This is a genomic window from Goodfellowiella coeruleoviolacea, from assembly GCF_024171785.1.
Classification (GTDB): domain Bacteria; phylum Actinomycetota; class Actinomycetes; order Mycobacteriales; family Pseudonocardiaceae; genus Goodfellowiella; species Goodfellowiella coeruleoviolacea.
This window is the reverse complement of the sequence record NZ_JAMTCK010000011.1, coordinates 188,001-204,096: the sequence shown is the minus strand read 5'-3', so window position 1 is coordinate 204,096 and position 16,096 is coordinate 188,001. Positions and strand designations below refer to the sequence as shown.

At 72.9% G+C, this 16,096-nt stretch carries 17 protein-coding genes; 6 read left to right on the top strand and 11 right to left on the bottom strand.

Annotation, left to right across the window (positions count from 1 at the left end):
* Nucleotides 1–21: 21 nt before the first annotated feature.
* Complete coding sequence (locus LX83_RS23750; protein WP_253775068.1) at nucleotides 22–999, bottom strand: aldo/keto reductase; 978 nt, start codon at nucleotides 997–999, stop codon at nucleotides 22–24.
* A 119-nt stretch (nucleotides 1,000–1,118) separates the two neighbouring features.
* On the opposite strand from LX83_RS23750, the gene LX83_RS23745 reads away from it, so the two are divergent.
* Genes LX83_RS23745 through LX83_RS23735 form a run of 3 tightly spaced genes read left to right on the top strand, consistent with a single transcriptional unit; the run spans nucleotide 1,119 to nucleotide 3,764 of the window.
* The gene (locus LX83_RS23745) at nucleotides 1,119–2,168 is read left to right on the top strand and encodes an LLM class F420-dependent oxidoreductase (protein WP_253775066.1); all 1,050 of its coding nucleotides are present in this window, start codon (nucleotides 1,119–1,121) and stop codon (nucleotides 2,166–2,168) included.
* Nucleotides 2,165–2,992: an undecaprenyl-diphosphate phosphatase gene (locus LX83_RS23740; protein ID WP_253775064.1), complete on the top strand. Its 828-nt coding sequence runs from the start codon at nucleotides 2,165–2,167 to the stop codon at nucleotides 2,990–2,992. Before LX83_RS23745 ends, LX83_RS23740 begins: the two co-directional genes overlap by 4 nt.
* A 25-nt stretch (nucleotides 2,993–3,017) precedes the next feature.
* Nucleotides 3,018–3,764 carry a histidine phosphatase family protein gene (locus LX83_RS23735; protein ID WP_253775062.1) on the top strand — a complete coding sequence of 249 codons (747 nt, stop codon included), beginning with the start codon at nucleotides 3,018–3,020 and terminating at the stop codon, nucleotides 3,762–3,764.
* A gap of 33 nt (nucleotides 3,765–3,797) precedes the next feature.
* On the opposite strand, the gene LX83_RS23730 is transcribed toward LX83_RS23735, so the two are convergent.
* On the bottom strand, nucleotides 3,798–4,424 hold the full coding sequence (locus LX83_RS23730; RefSeq protein WP_253775060.1) for a CGNR zinc finger domain-containing protein: 627 nt from the start codon (nucleotides 4,422–4,424) through the stop codon (nucleotides 3,798–3,800).
* Nucleotides 4,425–4,543: 119 nt separating this feature from the next.
* Here LX83_RS23730 and LX83_RS23725 point away from each other — a divergent pair, with 119 nt between their 5' ends.
* Nucleotides 4,544–5,224 carry a pyridoxine/pyridoxamine 5'-phosphate oxidase gene (locus tag LX83_RS23725; RefSeq protein ID WP_253775058.1) on the top strand — a complete coding sequence of 227 codons (681 nt, stop codon included), beginning with the start codon at nucleotides 4,544–4,546 and terminating at the stop codon, nucleotides 5,222–5,224.
* Nucleotides 5,221–5,886: a maleylpyruvate isomerase N-terminal domain-containing protein gene (locus tag LX83_RS23720; RefSeq protein WP_253775056.1), complete on the top strand. Its 666-nt coding sequence runs from the start codon at nucleotides 5,221–5,223 to the stop codon at nucleotides 5,884–5,886. The genes LX83_RS23725 and LX83_RS23720 overlap by 4 nt, the downstream gene beginning before the upstream one ends.
* A gap of 42 nt (nucleotides 5,887–5,928) precedes the next feature.
* Here the strand turns inward: LX83_RS23720 and LX83_RS23715 are convergent, their stop codons facing one another.
* The 5 genes from LX83_RS23715 to LX83_RS23695 form a co-directional block, all read right to left on the bottom strand.
* Nucleotides 5,929–6,783 (bottom strand): class I SAM-dependent methyltransferase, encoded by an 855-nt coding sequence (locus tag LX83_RS23715; RefSeq protein ID WP_253775054.1) that lies wholly within the window; start codon nucleotides 6,781–6,783, stop codon nucleotides 5,929–5,931.
* Nucleotides 6,784–6,933: 150 nt separating this feature from the next.
* Nucleotides 6,934–7,536 carry a class I SAM-dependent methyltransferase gene (locus LX83_RS23710; protein ID WP_253775052.1) on the bottom strand — a complete coding sequence of 201 codons (603 nt, stop codon included), beginning with the start codon at nucleotides 7,534–7,536 and terminating at the stop codon, nucleotides 6,934–6,936.
* Nucleotides 7,537–7,740: 204 nt separating this feature from the next.
* Nucleotides 7,741–8,988 carry a site-specific integrase gene (locus tag LX83_RS23705; protein WP_253775050.1) on the bottom strand — a complete coding sequence of 416 codons (1,248 nt, stop codon included), beginning with the start codon at nucleotides 8,986–8,988 and terminating at the stop codon, nucleotides 7,741–7,743.
* A gap of 102 nt (nucleotides 8,989–9,090) precedes the next feature.
* Nucleotides 9,091–9,696: a pyridoxamine 5'-phosphate oxidase family protein gene (locus LX83_RS23700; protein ID WP_253775048.1), complete on the bottom strand. Its 606-nt coding sequence runs from the start codon at nucleotides 9,694–9,696 to the stop codon at nucleotides 9,091–9,093.
* 73 nt (nucleotides 9,697–9,769) lie between these two features.
* Entirely contained in the window at nucleotides 9,770–10,765 is a 996-nt protein-coding gene (locus LX83_RS23695) for a TIGR03557 family F420-dependent LLM class oxidoreductase (RefSeq protein WP_253775046.1), read from the bottom strand.
* A gap of 248 nt (nucleotides 10,766–11,013) precedes the next feature.
* Between LX83_RS23695 and LX83_RS23690 the strand changes: the two genes are divergently transcribed.
* Entirely contained in the window at nucleotides 11,014–11,859 is an 846-nt protein-coding gene (locus tag LX83_RS23690) for a siderophore-interacting protein (RefSeq protein WP_253775044.1), read from the top strand.
* 15 nt (nucleotides 11,860–11,874) lie between these two features.
* Here the strand turns inward: LX83_RS23690 and LX83_RS23685 are convergent, their stop codons facing one another.
* The 4 genes from LX83_RS23685 to LX83_RS23670 all read right to left on the bottom strand — a co-directional run bounded on the left by LX83_RS23685 (nucleotide 11,875) and on the right by LX83_RS23670 (nucleotide 16,065).
* Entirely contained in the window at nucleotides 11,875–13,011 is a 1,137-nt protein-coding gene (locus LX83_RS23685) for a mandelate racemase/muconate lactonizing enzyme family protein (RefSeq protein ID WP_253775042.1), read from the bottom strand.
* Complete coding sequence (locus LX83_RS23680; protein WP_253775040.1) at nucleotides 13,008–13,952, bottom strand: dihydrodipicolinate synthase family protein; 945 nt, start codon at nucleotides 13,950–13,952, stop codon at nucleotides 13,008–13,010. The genes LX83_RS23685 and LX83_RS23680 overlap by 4 nt, the downstream gene beginning before the upstream one ends.
* Nucleotides 13,949–15,310 (bottom strand): MFS transporter, encoded by a 1,362-nt coding sequence (locus tag LX83_RS23675; protein WP_253775038.1) that lies wholly within the window; start codon nucleotides 15,308–15,310, stop codon nucleotides 13,949–13,951. Before LX83_RS23675 ends, LX83_RS23680 begins: the two co-directional genes overlap by 4 nt.
* A 98-nt stretch (nucleotides 15,311–15,408) precedes the next feature.
* The gene (locus LX83_RS23670) at nucleotides 15,409–16,065 is read right to left on the bottom strand and encodes a GntR family transcriptional regulator (RefSeq protein ID WP_253775036.1); all 657 of its coding nucleotides are present in this window, start codon (nucleotides 16,063–16,065) and stop codon (nucleotides 15,409–15,411) included.
* Nucleotides 16,066–16,096: the final 31 nt, after the last annotated feature.

The window sequence follows — 16,096 nt, the reverse complement described above, 5'->3', positions numbered from 1 at the left end:
GCGGCACGGCGCCGGGTCCGGTCAGCCCAGCGGGCGCTCGGGGTAACCCAGCTCGACGGCGCTGACGTCGTCGAGGGCGGCCTGGATCGCCGGTGGCAGCTCCACGGCCTCGGCCGCCAGGGAACCGGCGAGCTGGGCGGTGTCGCGGGCGCCGACCACCGGGGCGACCACGCCGGGCCGGTCGCGGACCCAGGCCAGCGCCACGGCCAGGGGTGAGGTGCCCAGTCCGTCGGCGGCGGTGACCACGGCCTGCACGATCCGGGCGGCCCGCTCGGTGCGGTGCTGCTCCACGTAGGGAGCCATGTGCGGGGAGGCACCGCGGGAGTCGGCCGGCGTGCCGTTGCGGTACTTGCCGGTGAGCACGCCCCGGCCCAGCGGGGCCCACGGCAGCAGACCGATGCCGTGGTGTTGGGCGGCCGGCACGACCTCCCGCTCCACACCGCGCTCCACCAGGGAGTACTCGACCTGGGTGGACACCAGCGGGGTGCCGCTCGGCACGGCGTGCTGCCGGGCCGCCGCGGTGGCCAGCTGCCAGCCCGAGTAGTTGGACACGCCGAAGTAGCGGACCTTGCCGCTGCTCACGGCCGCGTCCACGGCGGCGAGCGTTTCCTCAAGCGGCACGGTGGCGTCCCAGGCGTGCAGCTGCCACAGGTCGATGTGGTCGGTGCCGAGCCGGCGCAGCGATCCCTCCAACGCGGTCAGCAGCGCGGCGCGGGAGGCCCCGCCGCCGAAGGGGCCCTCGTCGCGGCGGGCCACGGCCTTGGTGGCGAGCACGATGTGGTCGCGGGGCACGGCCTGGTCGAGCAGGCTGCCGAGGATGCGTTCGCTCTCGCCGTCGCCGTAGACGTCGGCGGTGTCGACCAGGGTGCCGCCAGCGTCGGTGAAGGCGAGCAGCTGGTTCGCCGCCTCGTCGGCGTCGGTGTCCCTGCCCCAGCTCATGGTGCCCAGGGCCAACCGGGAGACCCGCAGGCCACTGCGGCCGAGGTGTCGCTGTTCCACGAACCGAGCCTAAGGGGTCGGGGTGAAGCCAGCCGGGTCAGCTCGGGAGCGGCGCGGGTGTGGCCGGTCAGGACAACATCGGCTGTCCCAACCGGTTACCGACGGGTAGGGTTCTGGGTGTGCGACTGGGACTGAACCTCGGGTACTGGGGCGCCGGCAACGACGCCACCAACCTTGAACTGGCCAGGGAAGCCGACCGGCTGGGCTACTCCGTGGTGTGGGCGGCCGAGGCCTACGGGTCGGACTCGCCCACCGTGCTGGCGTGGGTGGCCGCGCAGACAACACGGGTGGACGTGGGCAGCGCTGTGATGCAGATCCCGGCCCGGTCCCCGGCGATGACCGCGATGACCGCCGCCACCCTGGACACCCTGTCCCAGGGCCGGTTCCGCCTGGGGCTGGGGGTGTCCGGGCCGCAGGTGTCCGAGGGCTGGCACGGGGTCCGCTTCGACCGGCCGCTGGCCCGCACCCGGGAGTACGTCGACATCGTGCGCATGGCGCTGCGCCGGGAGAAGGTGCGCTACCAGGGCCGGCACTACGAGCTGCCGCTGCCGGACGGCCCGGGCAAGGCGCTGACGCTGACCGTGCACCCGCACCGCGAGCACATCCCGATCTACCTCGCCGCCGTGGGGCCGAAGAACCTCGAACTGGCCGGCGAGGTCGCCGACGGCTGGCTGGCCGTGTTCTTCTCGCCCGAGCACGCCGAGGACTCGCTGGCGCACCTGCGCGCCGGGCGGGAGCGCGCCGGCCTGTCCATGGACTCCTTCGACGTGGTGCCGACCCTGCCGCTGGTGGTGGGCGAGGACTGGCGGCGCTGCGCGGACAACGTGCGCGCCTACGCCGCGCTCTACGTCGGTGGGATGGGCAGCCGGGAGAAGAACTTCTACAACGAACTGGCCTGTCGGATGGGGTTCGCCGAGCAGGCCGCGCTGGTGCAGGAGCGGTACCTGAACAAGGACTACCAGGGCGCGATGGCCGCGCTGCCGCTGGAGTTCCTGGACGCCACCGCGCTGCTGGGGCCCAAAGAACGCATTATCGACCGGATCCAGGCCCTGGCCGAGGTCGGGGTCACCACGCTGACGGTGTTTCCCATGCTGCAAGATTCGGAGCGGTCGATGGCGGCGCTGCGCGTCGTCGCGGAAGCTCTGGACGCGGCAGGAGTGGGTAGTTGACCTGGGTGCAGGCACTGGTTCTTGGGCTGGTCCAGGGACTGACCGAGTTTCTCCCCATCTCGTCCTCAGCACACGTGCGCATCGTGTCCCAGCTGTTCTTCGGTGGCGACGCGGGCGCGTCGTTCACCGCCGTGATCCAGCTGGGCACCGAGCTGGCGGTGCTGATCTACTTCGCCAAGGACATCGGCCGGTTACTGGCGGCCTGGTTCGTCGGCCTGTTCAGCGCCAGGGCCCGGCAGACCTCGGACTACCGGCTGGCCTGGTACGTGATCATCGGGTCGATCCCGATCAGCGTGCTGGGCGTGCTGCTGCAGGACGTGATCCGCACCTCGGCCCGCAACCTGTGGTTCACCGCCACCACGCTCATCGTGTTCGCCGTGCTGCTGGCGGTCGCCGACCGGATGGGCACGCAGCGCCGCGCCGAGCTGACCCTGCGCGACAGCGTCGGCATGGGCCTGGCCCAGTCGCTGGCGCTGATCCCCGGGGTGTCCCGGTCCGGCGGCACACTCACCGCCGGCCTGCTGCTGGGGCTCAGCCGCGAGGCCGCCGCCCGCTACTCGTTCCTGCTGGCCATTCCGGCGGTGTTCGGCGCGGGCGTGTTCAGCATCCCGGACGTGCTCGACCGCACCGGCGGGGGCATGCAGGCGTCGGTGCCGCAGATGATCGCGGCCACCGCGGTCGCCTTCGTGGTGGGCTACGCCACCATCGCCTGGCTGCTGCGCTACGTCTCCAAGCACAGCTACTCGGCGTTCGTCTGGTACCGGCTGATCCTGGGGCTGGCCCTGATCGGGCTGCTGTCCATGGATCTGCTGCCGGCCACCTGAGCCGGTCCCCGTAAGCTGGGCCGCCGTGGCCACCGTGATCCTGTTGAGGCATGCCCGCTCGTCGGCGAACGGGTCGGGGGTGTTGGCCGGGCGCAAGGCCGGCGTCGGCTTGGACGACACCGGCCAGGGCCAGGCCAAGGCCCTGACCGACCGGTTGGCGGCGGTGCCGTTGGCGCGGGTGGTGCGCTCGCCGTTGGAGCGCTGCGAGCAGACCCTGGCCCCGCTGCTGGCCGCCCGCGAGCTGACGGCGCACGTCGAGCCCGACCTGTCCGAGGTGGACTACGGCGAGTGGACCGGACGGGAACTGAAGGCCCTGCTGGACGAGCCGCTGTGGAAGGTGGTGCAGCAGCACCCCTCCGCCGCGGTGTTCCCGAGCGGCGAGGGACTGGCGGCCGTGCAGGCGCGCGCCGTGGCCGCCATCCGGGCCCACGACGCGGCGGTGACCGCGGAACACGGTGCGCACGCGGTGTGGCTGGCCTGCACCCACGGTGACGTCATCAAGGCCGTGCTGGCCGACGCGTTGGGCCAGCACCTGGACTCCTTCCAGCGGATCGTGGTCGACCCGTGCTCGGTGTCGGTCATCCGCTACACCGAGGTGCGGCCGTTCGTGTTGCGGGTCAACGACAACGGTGGCGACCTGCGCGGCATCGTGCCGCCGCCGCCCGCGCCGGCCACCGAGGACGGCGCCACCCCGGCGGATTCCGCCGCGGCGGGTCCTGCCACGCCGCTGTCCTCGGACGCGGTGATCGGCGGCTCCACCGGGGCCAGCTGACCGCGCGGGCCGGTGCGCCGGGCCGGGACCGGCTCAGCCGGGCAGGTGGCGCTGGTAGTAGCGGGCGACCCGGGTCCGGTTCCCGCAGGACGGTTTGCACCACTGCTGGCGCGGGTGCGCCTGGATGAAGTAGTGCACGCAGCGAGGCGCCGGGCAGGCCCGCAGCCTGTCCCGCTCGGGACCGGTGAGCAGGGCGATGGCCGAGTTGGCCAGCAGGGCCACCAGGGCCGCCCGCTGGTCCTCGGTGAGCAGTAGCCGGTCGGCGCGCGGGGTCGCGGGCCGACCGTCGTTGTCCGGCCAGGTCAGTCGCAGCACCTGGGGCGCTGCCGCCGCGGCCGCGTTGAGCTGGCGCACGGCCGCGTCGGGGGAGCGGACCCGACGGGTGTCGGCCACGAGTTGGCCGGCCTCGGCGTCGGGGCCGGTGTGGGCGCGGACCACGTCGGCGAACAGGAACCGGATGGCGCCGCGCAGTTCGACCAGCTGGGCGTGGGTGGTGTCGTCGAGCGGAACCTGGTGCGCGGGAAAGTCCGGCGGGAGCAGGTCGGCCTGCGCCGCCAGCCACTCCGCCACGTCCGCCGGGCTGGCCAGGGTGTCCCGAACCCCGCCCTGCCCGTCGTGCCGGATGGTTCTGGTCAGCTCCACCGCCAGACAGCGCTCCATGACCGAACACCTCCCCACCCACTGTAATGGTGAACGGGGTGGACTTCCGTGTGGGCACCGCTTACGCTCACGTCTGCCTAATGGTTAGCTCGGTTCTTCTCATTAGTATGGGAGCTGATGTGAGCGGACCCCGCACGGAAGTCGTCGATGGCCTGGCCACCCTGCTGCGCGGCCTTGAGGTGTTCGGCGGCCCACTGCCCACCTTCGACCCGGGCACCGCGCCCGATCACCCGGTGCCGCTGTTCACCGAGTGGCTCACCCTGGCGATCCGCTCCGGCCTGCGCGAACCCCACGCCACCACGCTGTCCACAGTGGATGGGCAGGGGCGACCGTCGGCGCGGGTGCTGATCCTCAAGGACGTCGACGACACCGGCTGGCACTTCGCCTTCAGCGCGGCCAGCCGCAAGGGCGCCGAGCTGGCCGCCCGCCCCTGGGCCGCGCTCACCTTCTACTGGAGCGAACTGGCCAGGCAGGTGCGGTTGCGCGGCCCGGTGCGCAGTGCCGCGCCCGAGGTGAGCGCGCGCGACTTCCGCGAGCGCCCGCCGGCCTCCCGCGCCGGGGCACTGCTGGCCAGGCAGAGCCAGCCCATGGCCGATCCCGCCGACCTGGACCGCGCGCTGGCCCAGGCCCACCAGCGCATCGCCGACGACCCCGGGGTGGTGGCCCCGGAGTGGACCCGCTACCGGGTCGTCCCGGACGAGGTCGAGTTCTGGCAGGGCGACAAGCAGCGACGACACACCAGGCTGCGCTACCTGCGCACCGGTGAGCACACCTGGGACAAGGAGTTGTTGTGGCCGTGACGAGCACCAGCACCGAGCGCCACCCCGCCCCGGGCGAGGTGGCGTCCCTGGTCGACGAGGTGGACCGGGCCCACCAGCGGCTGGCCGCGATGCTGACCGGGCTGAGCGACGAGCAGGCCCACGCTCCCACGCCGCTGCCCGGCTGGACCCGCGGCCACCTGATCACCCATCTGGCCCGGCACGCCGACAGCCTCACCCGGGCGCTGACCGCCGCCCTGCGCGGGGAGAGCGCGGTGCAGTACCCGGAGGGCGAGGCCGGCCGCTTCGCCGAGATCGAGGCCGGCGCCCACCGGCCGGCCGAGGCACTGGTCGCCGACATGGTCGAGGCCAACCGGCGCTGCCTGCACGCCATGCGGGCGATGACGCCGGCCGCGTGGCGGATCAGCGTGCACGGACGTGGCGGCGCCGTGTTCCCCGCGACCCGGCTGGTGGTCTCCCGCTGGCGTGAGGCCGAGGTGCACGCCGTGGACCTCGACCTGGGCGTGACCAGTGCCGACTGGTCCGGCCGGTTCGTCGGGCACTTCCTGCCCGAGGAGGTGGCGCGGCTGGACCAGCGGGCGCCGGGCGTGCGCGTGCCGGCCGGGCTGGCCGACCACGCGGTGCTGGCCTGGCTGCTCGGCCGAGGCGAGCCCGGGCTGCCCGACCTGCCGGCCTGGGGCTGAGGCCGGCCAGCACACCGACCGCTGGCCGCTGGCCGTCCGGTGTCAGGCCCGCCGTGCCTGGATCAGCCAGGCCGCCGAGCCGTACCGCACGCCGTGCTCGGTCAGGTGGTCGGCCATGCTGGCACGCAGGTTGTCCAGGGCGCGGGCCCGGGTGTCGGCGTCCAGGTCGTTGAGCATCCAGCCGAACTGGCCGGAGATGAACTCGGTGGCATCGTCCACGTCGCGGCCGAAGTACATGGGTGCACGCAGGTCAGCCAGTCGCACATCGGTGAGTCCGGCCGAGGTCAGCAGCTCCCGCACCTGGTCGGGGTCGCTGAGCGAGGCCGGGTTCGGGGTCGCTGGCCGGGCGGGCAGCTCACGACCGGCCGCGAAGGCGGTGCGGAACGCGGTGGTCCACTCGTTGCGGTCCGACGGCTGCCAGGTGAGCAGGACCAGCCGCCCGCCTCGGCGCAGGGCGCGGGCGATGTTGGCGAACGCGGCCGGGGCGTCGCCGAAGAACATCGCGCCGTGCCGGCTGATGGCGACGTCGAAGCACTCCTCGGGGAAGGCGTGGACCTGCGCGTCGACCTGCTCGAAGGTCACGTTGGCCAGCTGTTCCCGCGCGGCCAGCCGGCGGGCGAGTTCGATCATGCGGGTGGACAGGTCCACCCCGAGCGCCCAGCCCTTCTTGGCACGTCGTGCGGCGTCCCGGGTGGTCTGCCCACTGCCGCAACCGATGTCGAGCACACGCGCGGTCGGCTCGATCGCCGCCGCCGCGAAGAACTCGTCGTGGTAGCTGGCCACGCCCTCGTTGAAGCGGTCGGCCCGGGCTGCCCAGTACGCGCCCTGGTCGCCGTCCCAGGCGCGGAGCTGCTCCTGGTTGGACGGATCGATCGGTGGTGTGTTGCTGTCGGTCATCGCTGCTCCGGCCCCTGGTCGCTGCTCATCGCACGGACGCGCCCGTCGCGCGTCCGAAGGCGAGACCCTACGGCACCGGACCGGGCGTGATCGCCCGGTTTTCGACGGCCCGCCCGCCGGTGCCGGCGGTGCGGCGCCGCGGCGTGCGGTTCACCGCAGGCGTCGCGCGCGCAGGACGGTGTCGTGGGTGTGCTGCGTGCCGGGCGGTGCGGGCGCGGTCCGCGGGCGGGTCTCGTTGGTCAGGACCGTCCACCCCGCACCGAGCAGGCCGGCGATGTCGGCGGGCTGGTAGTAGTCGTTCGGGTCGAAGCCGTGCTCGTGAGGGGTGGTCAGGTCGGCCAGGTCGTGGCTGGCGACGAGCAGGGTGCCGCCGGGGGCGACGGCGGCCAGCAGACCGCGCAGCACGGTGTGGTCCGGCTGCTTCGGCAGTGGGAAGTACTGGGCGGACACCAGGTCGAACGCCTCGGCCGGGAGTGGTGTGCTGGTCAGGTCCGCGCGTGTCCACGCCACCCGGTCCGCGGTGTCCGCGCCGGTGGCGGCGGCGCGGCGCAGCGCGGTCAGCGAGATGTCGACCGCGGTGACCCGCCAGCCGCGCCGGGCCAGCCACAGCGCGTCGGCACCCTCACCGCAGCCCACGTCGAGCGCCTGCCCGGGCGGCAGGTCGGCGACCTCGGTCACGAGCACCCCGTTGGGTGCGCCGCTGAAGAGCTGCTCGCGGCTGCCGTACAGCTCGTCCCAGAACTGTTGGTCCATGTCCTCGCCTTGGTTGTCGGGCACCGGCGTGGTCAGCGGCCGGGCTGCCCCCGCCCGCGACCCGCGGTCGGCGTGAGCGCCTCCGCCGCACCAACCTGCCCCCGGTCGTGACGAGCTGACAAAGATTTTTGCGAAAACCGCAAAACGCGGCCACGCCGGCCTGACCGCCGTCCCTCCGACCGGTGGCGCCGGCCGGGGCGCCGCTCACAGTCCCAGGCGGGTCACCGCGTTGTCCTCCAGCGGGTTGGCCGTGCGGATGTAACGGTGCACCATGCCGGGGTTGGTCCACCGGCCCTGGCGCATGATCTCCCGGTCGCTGGCGCCGCCCAGGGCCGCCTGGGTGGCGAAGCCGGCGCGCAGCGAGTGCCCGCCGAACAGGCTCGGGTCCAGTCCTGCCCGTTCGGCATACCGCTTGACCAGGTCGGCGACCGCCCGATCGGACATGGGCGCGGTCCCGATCCGGCCGTGCCGGCTCACCGACGGGAACAACGGACGCCGCTGGCCGTCCGCCAGGTCCGTGCCGGGGTAGCCGTGGCACCGGTGCACCGCCCTGGCCGGCTCGGTGCGCTGCTCGGCCCACTGCCGCAGTCCCTCGTGCCCGCCGTCCCGGTGGACCTCCAGCAGCTCCGCCCACGACGCCAGCGCGCACACCGGGCACGTGTGCGGCCGGCCGCCCCTCGGCAGCGCCACGCTCTGCTGCCGGCCGCCCGTCTGGTCGGTCTTGGTCACGGCGAGCTGGACCAGCAGCAGCGGCTCGTCCGTGCGGGGATCGGTCTGCACGATCACGTCGTCGAAGCGCAACGCGGCCAGTTCGCTGCGGCGCAGCGCCCCGGCGAAGCCCACCAGTAACAGCAGGGCGTCCCGGCGGCGCGCGATCTCGCCGGGCCAGCCCGGCGCTGGCCGCTCGGCCAGCAGCGCCTCCAGGGTGGGCAGCAGCACGGGGCGCTTGCGGCGCGGCGGTGTCTGGCGGGTTCTGCGGATACCGCGCAGCGTCAGCCGGACCACGTCGGTGCGGGTGGGGGAGGGCAGGCCGTTGGCCGCGTGCACCGCGGCGATGGCGGCGGCCTTGCGCTCCAGTGTGGACGGGCTGAACGCCCACCCGCCGGACTCGCGCACGGTGTCGGCGGCCGCGGCCAGGTACACCGCCACGTCCAGCGGGTCGGCCGGCAGGGCCTGCCGGCCTTCGGCCAGGCACCAGGCCGCCCAGGCCACCCAGTCCGAGCGGTAGGCGCGCAGCGTGTTGGGGGACTGGGCGGCCTGCAGGTAGGAGCCCAGCGAGGTGGCCTGGTCCAGGTCGAACCGCTGGCGCACCGCCTCCAGCCGGTCGAGGTCGATCAGGACGGGGTGGCTGACCCGGCCCAGGGCGGTGCGCACCTGGTCGGGAAGGCGGTCGGCGGCCGGCACCGGGTCACTCCGATCGTGCTGCTGGGTCAGGGCGGGCGGGGTGATCACCGCACATGATCACCGGGACCGACCACTGTAGTTGACCACCCGGGGGCCGGCCGTGGCCCCGACCGCCCCGCCCGGTGCTGGCCCACCCGGCGCGCGCGGCGGCTACGCGCGGGGCTGGTCGCCGACCGGGTCCTGACGCGGTGGCAGGGGCAGCGGCAGCGCGGGCAGCCCGTCGATGCTCGTGGCGTTGTGCGGCTTGGCCTGGCAGTAGGCGATGAACTCCGCGTCGGTCTTGCGCCCGAAGTACTCCGCGTGCAGCGTCCGCTCCTCCCGGAAGTCCATGAACGGCACGGCGAACCCGCAGGTGTCACTGATCAGCTCGGCGGTGACCACGATGATGGCGCGCACCGCGGGACCGTCCGCCTCGGCCAGGTGCCTGATCAGCTCGGGCCAGCGCGGGTCGTCGCGGAACACCGGCTCGCCCCGGCCGTGCACGCGCACGATCGTGGGCGGGCCCTCGAAGGCGCACCACATCAGCGTGATCCGGCCGTTCTCGCGCAGGTGCGCGATGGTCTCCGCGTGGCTGCCCCCGAAGTCCAGGTAGGCCACGGTGCGCTCGTCGAGCACCGCCAGCGAACTGGACCGCCCCTTGGGGGAGAGGTTGACGTGTCCGTTCTCGGCCAGGGGCGCGGAGGCCACGAAGAAGACCTGCTGGGCTTCGATGAACGACCGCAGCCGCCCGTCGATGCGGTCATAGCTTTTACCCATGGCCGCATTATGGGAACGACGGCCGGCCACGCACAGGTTTTGTCGTGGTGCGCGCCCGGCCGTCCGAGCCCGGTCAGCCAGCCTGGCTCGGCTCGCCGCTGTCACGCGGAGTCAGCTGCCGCAACCGCTCGGCCAACTCGCGCTGGTAGAAGTCGAAGAAGCCGTCCGGGTCCGGCCCGGCGTTCTGCAGCACCAGGTGGTCGAAACCGGCGTCCACGTAGGGCTGCGCGACCGCGACGTGGCGTTGCGGGTCGGGGCCGCACGCGAACGCGCCCAGCACGTCCTCCTCGCGCACGGTGCTGCTCGCCGCGTCGAAGCTGGCCGGGTTGGGCAGCTCGCTCATCACCTTCCAGCCGGTCACGAACCAGCGGCTGGTGCGGAGCACGGCCTGCGCCGCGGTGTGCTCGTCAGGAGCCCAGGCCACGGGTACCTCGGCGTAGCGGGGACCGGAGCCACCGGCTTGCCGGTAGTGGCGGACCAGGCGTGGCCTGGGTTCGGTGGCGAACAGCCCGTCGCCGAGTTCGGCGGCCAACCGGGCGGACGCGGCGCCACCGGCGGCCACCGCGATCGGGGGCGGCTGCTCCGGCAGGTCGAAGACGCGGGCGCTCTCCAGCCGCAGGTGTTTGCCCGGGTAGGACTGGTAGCCGCCCTGCCAGAGCAGCCGGATGATCTCCAGCGCCTCGCGGAGCCGTTCCTGCCGCTCCCGCACCGACTGGGGAAAACCAGGGCCGACCACGTGCTCGTTGAGCCGTTCCCCGGACCCGACGCCGAGGGTGAACCGGCCGTGGGAGAGCAGGGCCAGGGTCGCGGCTGCCTGGGCGATGACCGCCGGGTGGTACCGCACGGTCGGACAGGTGACCCCGGTGGCCAGGCCGATGCGTTCCGTCCTCGCCGCGATCGTGCCGAACACCGTCCAGGTGAACGGCGAGTGCCCCTGCTCATCCAGCCAGGGGTGGAAGTGGTCGCTCATCTCGACGAAGTCGAATCCCACCTCCTCGGCGCGCACCGCCTGGCGGACGAGTTCGTCGGGGCCGAAGGCCTCGGACGACAGCTTGTAGCCGATCTTCATGGCACCGGGCTCCTACCGCGTTCCGGGTTCGTTCCGTCGCCTCGCCAGGTACCCGACGGCCCGGACCCGAAACGACGGCGTCAGCGGGCCGGGTGGGTGGGGCGGAGTGCTGGCGCCCGGGGCGAGCGGGCCCCGGCCGGTGTGTCCCTGATAACACCTCCCGCGTCACCACCAACTTAGTAAGGGCATACTAACTTCTGGTTGACTTGTCTCAGTCGATCATCCGACCACCGACCACGAGGAGCCTCATGAGCGATCGTCCGGCCCGTCGGAAGGCACAGCTGCACCAGGCCCGGGTACGGCGCACCGAGTGGCTCACCCCGCACATGATCCGCGTGGTGCTCGGTGGCGAGGGCCTGTCCGCGTTCACCGCTGGTGCCTTCACCGACCACTACGTCAAGCTGCTCTTCCCGGTCGAGGGGGTGGCCTACCCGCGGCCGCTCGACATGGAGCTGATCCGCGCCGAGTTCCCCCGCGACCAGTGGCCCCGCACCCGCACCTACACCGTCCGGCGCTGGGACGCGGACGAGGGCGAGCTGACCGTGGACTTCGTCCACCACGGTGACACCGGCCTGGCCGGTCCGTGGGCGGCCAGGGCACGGCCCGGCGACGAGATCGCCTTCCTCGGCCCGGGTGGCGCCTACACCCCCGACCCGGCCGCCGACTGGCACCTGCTCGCCGGCGACGAGGCCGCGCTGCCGGCCATCGCCGCCGCTCTGGAGCGCATCCCGGACGACGCCCGCACCCACGCCTTCATCGAGGTCGCCGGCCCGGCCGAGGAGCAGAAGCTGGAGGCCCCGGACGCCGCCGAGATCACCTGGGTGCACCGCACCGGCCCGGTCGGGCACGCCCTGGTCCACGCGGTGTCCGCGCTGTCCTTCCCGCCGGGCACCCCGCACGCGTTCGTCCACGGCGAGGCGGGCTGCGTCAAGCAGTTGCGGCACCTGCTGCGGGTCGAACGCCAGGTGCCGCGCGAGCGGTTGTCCATCTCCGGCTACTGGCGGGTTGGCCACGACGAGGACGGCTGGCAGGCCAGCAAGCGCGAGTGGAACCAGCGCGTCGAGGAGGAGCAGGAGGGCACCGCCGCCTCCTGACCGGCCACGCACCCGTCACATCCAGGCGGTTGAGCCGTCCGGGCGGACCGGTACCCGACGCACCCAGGAGACCCAGTCGTCGGTGGCCAGCGCGGCCTCGTCGATCTCGACGCCCCAGCCCGGCCGGTCCGGGCGCAGTTCCAGGTGACCGTCCACCGGCAGGTACGGGTCCGGGCACCAGGAGACGTCGTCGGGCTTGAACTCCAGCACGCCGAAGTTGGTGGTCGCTGCGGCGAAGTGCACGTTCGCCGCGGTGGCGAGCGGGCCGAGCGGGTTGTGCGGTGTCACCGGGACGTAGTGCGCCTCGGCGATGGCCGCGATCTTCACCATCTGGGTGAGGCCACCGACCACGCAGATGTCGGGCTGCACGATGTCGGCGCCGCCCGCGGTGAGCAGGGCGAGGAACTCGTGCGGGGAGTACAGCGACTCGCCGGTCGCCAGCGGCACCCGCAGTTCCGAGCGGATGCGGGCCCACGAGGGCACGTGCTCGGGCCGGATCGGCTCCTCCAGGAACAGCGGCTGGTTCGGGGCGAGCGCCGCACCGAGGTCCACGGCCTGACGCGGCTGCCACAGGCAGGCGTGCGCGTCGAAGGCGAACTCCCACTCGTCGGGGTGCTCCTGCCGGACCCGCGCGAAGTAGTCGCCGAGTTCGCGGACGACCAGGCCGTACCTGCTCCGGTGCAGGTCCCGCCGGTAGGGACTCAGCTTGAACGCGGTGAACCCGAACCGCTCGTGCAGCGCGGCGGTGGCCTCCCGCAGCTCGGGGAGGTCCGGGGCCGAGTACAGCCCGGCGTAGACCGGCACGCGGTCCCGCACCGCACCACCGAGCAGCTGGTAGACGGGCACGCCCAGGGCTTTGCCGGTGATGTCCCACAGCGCGTGGTCGATCGCGGCGATGGCGGCCAACCCCAGGGCGCCCTGCGGGAAGCGGCTGGACTGGAGCAGGAACTGGTTGACGGCGGCGGGCCGCCGCGGGTCCATGCCCCTGATCTGCTCGAAGAGGTAGTCGAGCAGGGGAGGGTAGGCCAGGTCGGGCCCGTGGTTGTAGACCTCAGACCATCCGGCCACACCGTCATCGGTGGTGATCTTCACCAGGACGCGGGGCCGGTTGCCGACCCGTTGCCGGAAGGTGTGCAGCGACTCGATCCTCATGCCACCGGCTCCACGTCGAGCCCGGGCACGAGCGCCTGCCACGCCTGGATGGCCGCGGTGACCTCGTCGGCCACCGCGGGCGACACCGGATGGCTGGGCGGCCGCACCTCGCGCCGGCACAGGCCGAGCTGGTGCATGGCCTCCTTGACGACGGACACGTTGTTGGCCGACCGGTCGCGGGCCCGCAGCTCCTCGAAGTGCCGGATCTCCCGCCAGACTGTCCCGGCCTCGGCGTAGTCGCCGGCGCGCAGCGCCGCGAGCATCCGCAGGGACACCGCGGGTGCGATGTTGACCAGACCGGAGGTGAACGCGCGGGCGCCGGCCTGCCAGTAGGCGGGCGCGTAGGACTCGGCCAGGCCGGCGATCCACAGCAAGCCGTCACCGGCCTGCGCCCTGGTGGTGGCGAACACGACCGGGTCCGGCACCGAGTACTTCAACCCGACCACGTTGGGTGCCCGCTCGACCAGCCGGGCGATGTGCGTGCCGGAGACGGCCGGGTTGCTCAGGTAGGGCAGCACCCCGAGGTCGGGGACGGCCGCCGCGATCGCCGCGTTGTACTCGACCCACCCGTCCGCCGCCAGGTACGGCAGCACCGGCTGGTGGATCATGATCGCGTCCGCGCCGGCGTCCCGGGCGAACCGGGCGTCGGCGATCGCGGTCCGCACGTCGAGCCCGACGCCGGCCACGATCGTCGTGCTGGCCGCCCGCGCGGACACCACGCTGGTCAGCACGGCACGGCGTTCGGCGGGGTCCAGGGCGTAGAACTCGCCGGTGTTGCCGTTCGGGGTCAGCACCGAGATGCCGTTCGCGACCAGGCGGGCGGCCAGCGCCGCGGTGCGGTCGTGGTCGATCTCGCCGTCCTCGCGGTAGGGCACGACCGGGATGCCCACGACCGTGCTGAGCCGCGCGACGAGATCGCTGGTGTTCAGGGGGGAACTCACGAAGTGGTCCTTTCCGGGTCGGCGGGGGTGGGGACCGCGTTGGCCGGCGTGACCGGCTTGATGCGCACCCAGAACAGGTAGATGGCCGCGCTGATCAGGCAGCAGGCCGCGGCGCCGAGCAGCGGGCCGACGTAGGAACCGCCGCTGAAGGTGAGGAACAGGCCGATGGCGATCGGGCTGGTCAGGTTGCCGAGCTGGGAGCCGAAGTTCTGGAAGCCCGCGACCGAGCCCACGCTCGCCGGCGAGGCGGCGACCTCCGCCGGCAGGCTCAGCACCGCCGCTCCGGCGAACGAGTGGGCCGCGCTGCTGACCGTCAGCACGATCATCAGGACGAGGTTGCTCTCGATGAACGGGGCGAAACCGATGCAGGCGCTCAGGCCGAGCCCGGCGACGATGGGGATCTTGCGCGCCAGGTTGGTGGAGATCCCGGCCGCCAGCATCCGGTCGGACACGATGCCGCCCAGCACGGTGGACCCGATCGCGATGAGCGCCGGGATCGCGCCGACCATGCCGAACTCGGCCTCGGTGAAGCCGCGGTCGTCGAGCAGGTAGCTCGGGTACCAGGTGAGGAAGAACGCGCCGGACAGGGAGCGGAAGACGTAGCCGACGGTCAGCGCCCAGACCTGGTTGTCGCCCAGCAGCCGGCGCCACGACACCTGCTCGCCGGCTGACCGCGCGGCCAGCGCCTCGCCCTGGTCGGATCGGATGTGGGCCAGTTCGGTGGTGGAGACGCGCCGGTGCTGTTGGGGATCGCGGTAGACCACCAGCCAACCGAGGATCCACAGCAGGCCGAGGACGCCGATCACGACGAACGCCAGCCGCCAGCCGCCGAACACGGCCAGCGCGGTCACGACCGGGACCGAGAGCGCGGTGCCGATCTGCTGACCCATGTCGAACAGGCTCGACGCGAACGCCCGCTCCTTGCGGGGGAACCACTGCGAGACGACCTTGACGTTGGCCGGCTGCACCGGTGCCTCGCCGACGCCGAGGCCGAGTCGGAACACGATGACCGAGCCGACCCCGTGCGCGAACGCGGTCAGCGCGGTCCAGATGGACCACCAGCCCACCGCGACCGGGTAGATCACCCTCGGCCCGAAGCGGTCGAGCAACCAGCCGGACGGGATCTGGAACAGGGCGTAGGTCCAGAAGAAGGCGGAGAGGAGCACGCCCTGCACCGCGGGGCTGATGTGGAACTCCTCGGACATGAACGGCACGGCCACGCTCAGTGCGGCGCGGTCGAGATAGGCGATCGTCAGCCCGAGGGCCGAGAATCCGACGATCGTCCAGCGCATGCGGCTGCGCTTGCGCGCGGTCTCGGCCGGGGCGGGCGCGGACGCGAGCGCGTTAGACTGGGGCATCGTTGCTCCTGGTGGGTAACGGTGACGCTCCGCGTGGAGCGTCGGATCTCCGCGGGTGCGGCCCGGGATCTTGGCGGAGAGCGGGCCGCACCTTCCGGTCAGTGCGTGGGGTGCTCCCTCCTCAGGTGTCGGACCACGAAGCCTTCGATGTGGTGCCGCACGAGCGTGGCCGCGGCCTCGGCGTTGCCCGCGCGCACCTGGTCGAGGATGGCCGCGTGCTCGCGGGCCTCCTCCGCCCAGGACGGGGTGCGTGCCCAGGACGAGGCGGAGACCAGTGCGGTCTGGTCGCGCAGTCCGTCCAGGGTCTGGACCAGCAGGGGATTGCCGCAGCCGGCGTAGAGGCCGCGGTGGAAGTCCCGGTTGGCCGTGCTGCGGGTGGACGCGTCCTCGGCCAGTGCCGCGCGCTCCAACGCGTGCTCGGCCTCGGCGAAGTCGCTGCCCGCGTTCACGCTGCGGCGGACCGCTTCCGGTTCGAGGAGCAGCCGCATGTCGTAGATGGCCAGGGCGTCCTGCTCGGTCACCTCGCGCACGGTGGTGCCGGTGTAGGGGCGGATCACCACGAGGCCGGAGCCCTCCAGTGCTTTCAGCGCCTCCCGCACGGGCGTCTTGGACACGCCGAACTGGCCGGCCAGCTCGTTCTCGACCAGGGCAGTGCCCGGCTTGAACCGTCCGTTGAGGATCGCCGCCTTGATCGTCTCAAGCACATGTGCCGTTCGGGACGGCAGCGCACCAGGGCTGACGGCAGGCAGGGTCACGGGACTCTCCGGTGGTGGATCATACGTCATA

Bases quoted from the DNA above. Each gene is read 5' to 3' on its own strand.
- LX83_RS23730 (WP_253775060.1), bottom strand. From the start codon at position 4,424: ATGGAGCGCTGTCTGGCGGTGGAGCTGACCAGAACCATCCGGCACGAC.
- LX83_RS23715 (WP_253775054.1), bottom strand. From the start codon at position 6,783: ATGACCGACAGCAACACACCACCGATCGATCCGTCCAACCAGGAGCAG.
- LX83_RS23710 (WP_253775052.1), bottom strand. From the start codon at position 7,536: ATGGACCAACAGTTCTGGGACGAGCTGTACGGCAGCCGCGAGCAGCTC.
- LX83_RS23700 (WP_253775048.1), bottom strand. From the start codon at position 9,696: ATGGGTAAAAGCTATGACCGCATCGACGGGCGGCTGCGGTCGTTCATC.
- LX83_RS23695 (WP_253775046.1), bottom strand. From the start codon at position 10,765: ATGAAGATCGGCTACAAGCTGTCGTCCGAGGCCTTCGGCCCCGACGAA.
- LX83_RS23690 (WP_253775044.1), top strand. From the start codon at position 11,014: ATGAGCGATCGTCCGGCCCGTCGGAAGGCACAGCTGCACCAGGCCCGG.
- LX83_RS23685 (WP_253775042.1), bottom strand. From the start codon at position 13,011: ATGAGGATCGAGTCGCTGCACACCTTCCGGCAACGGGTCGGCAACCGG.
- LX83_RS23675 (WP_253775038.1), bottom strand. From the start codon at position 15,310: ATGCCCCAGTCTAACGCGCTCGCGTCCGCGCCCGCCCCGGCCGAGACC.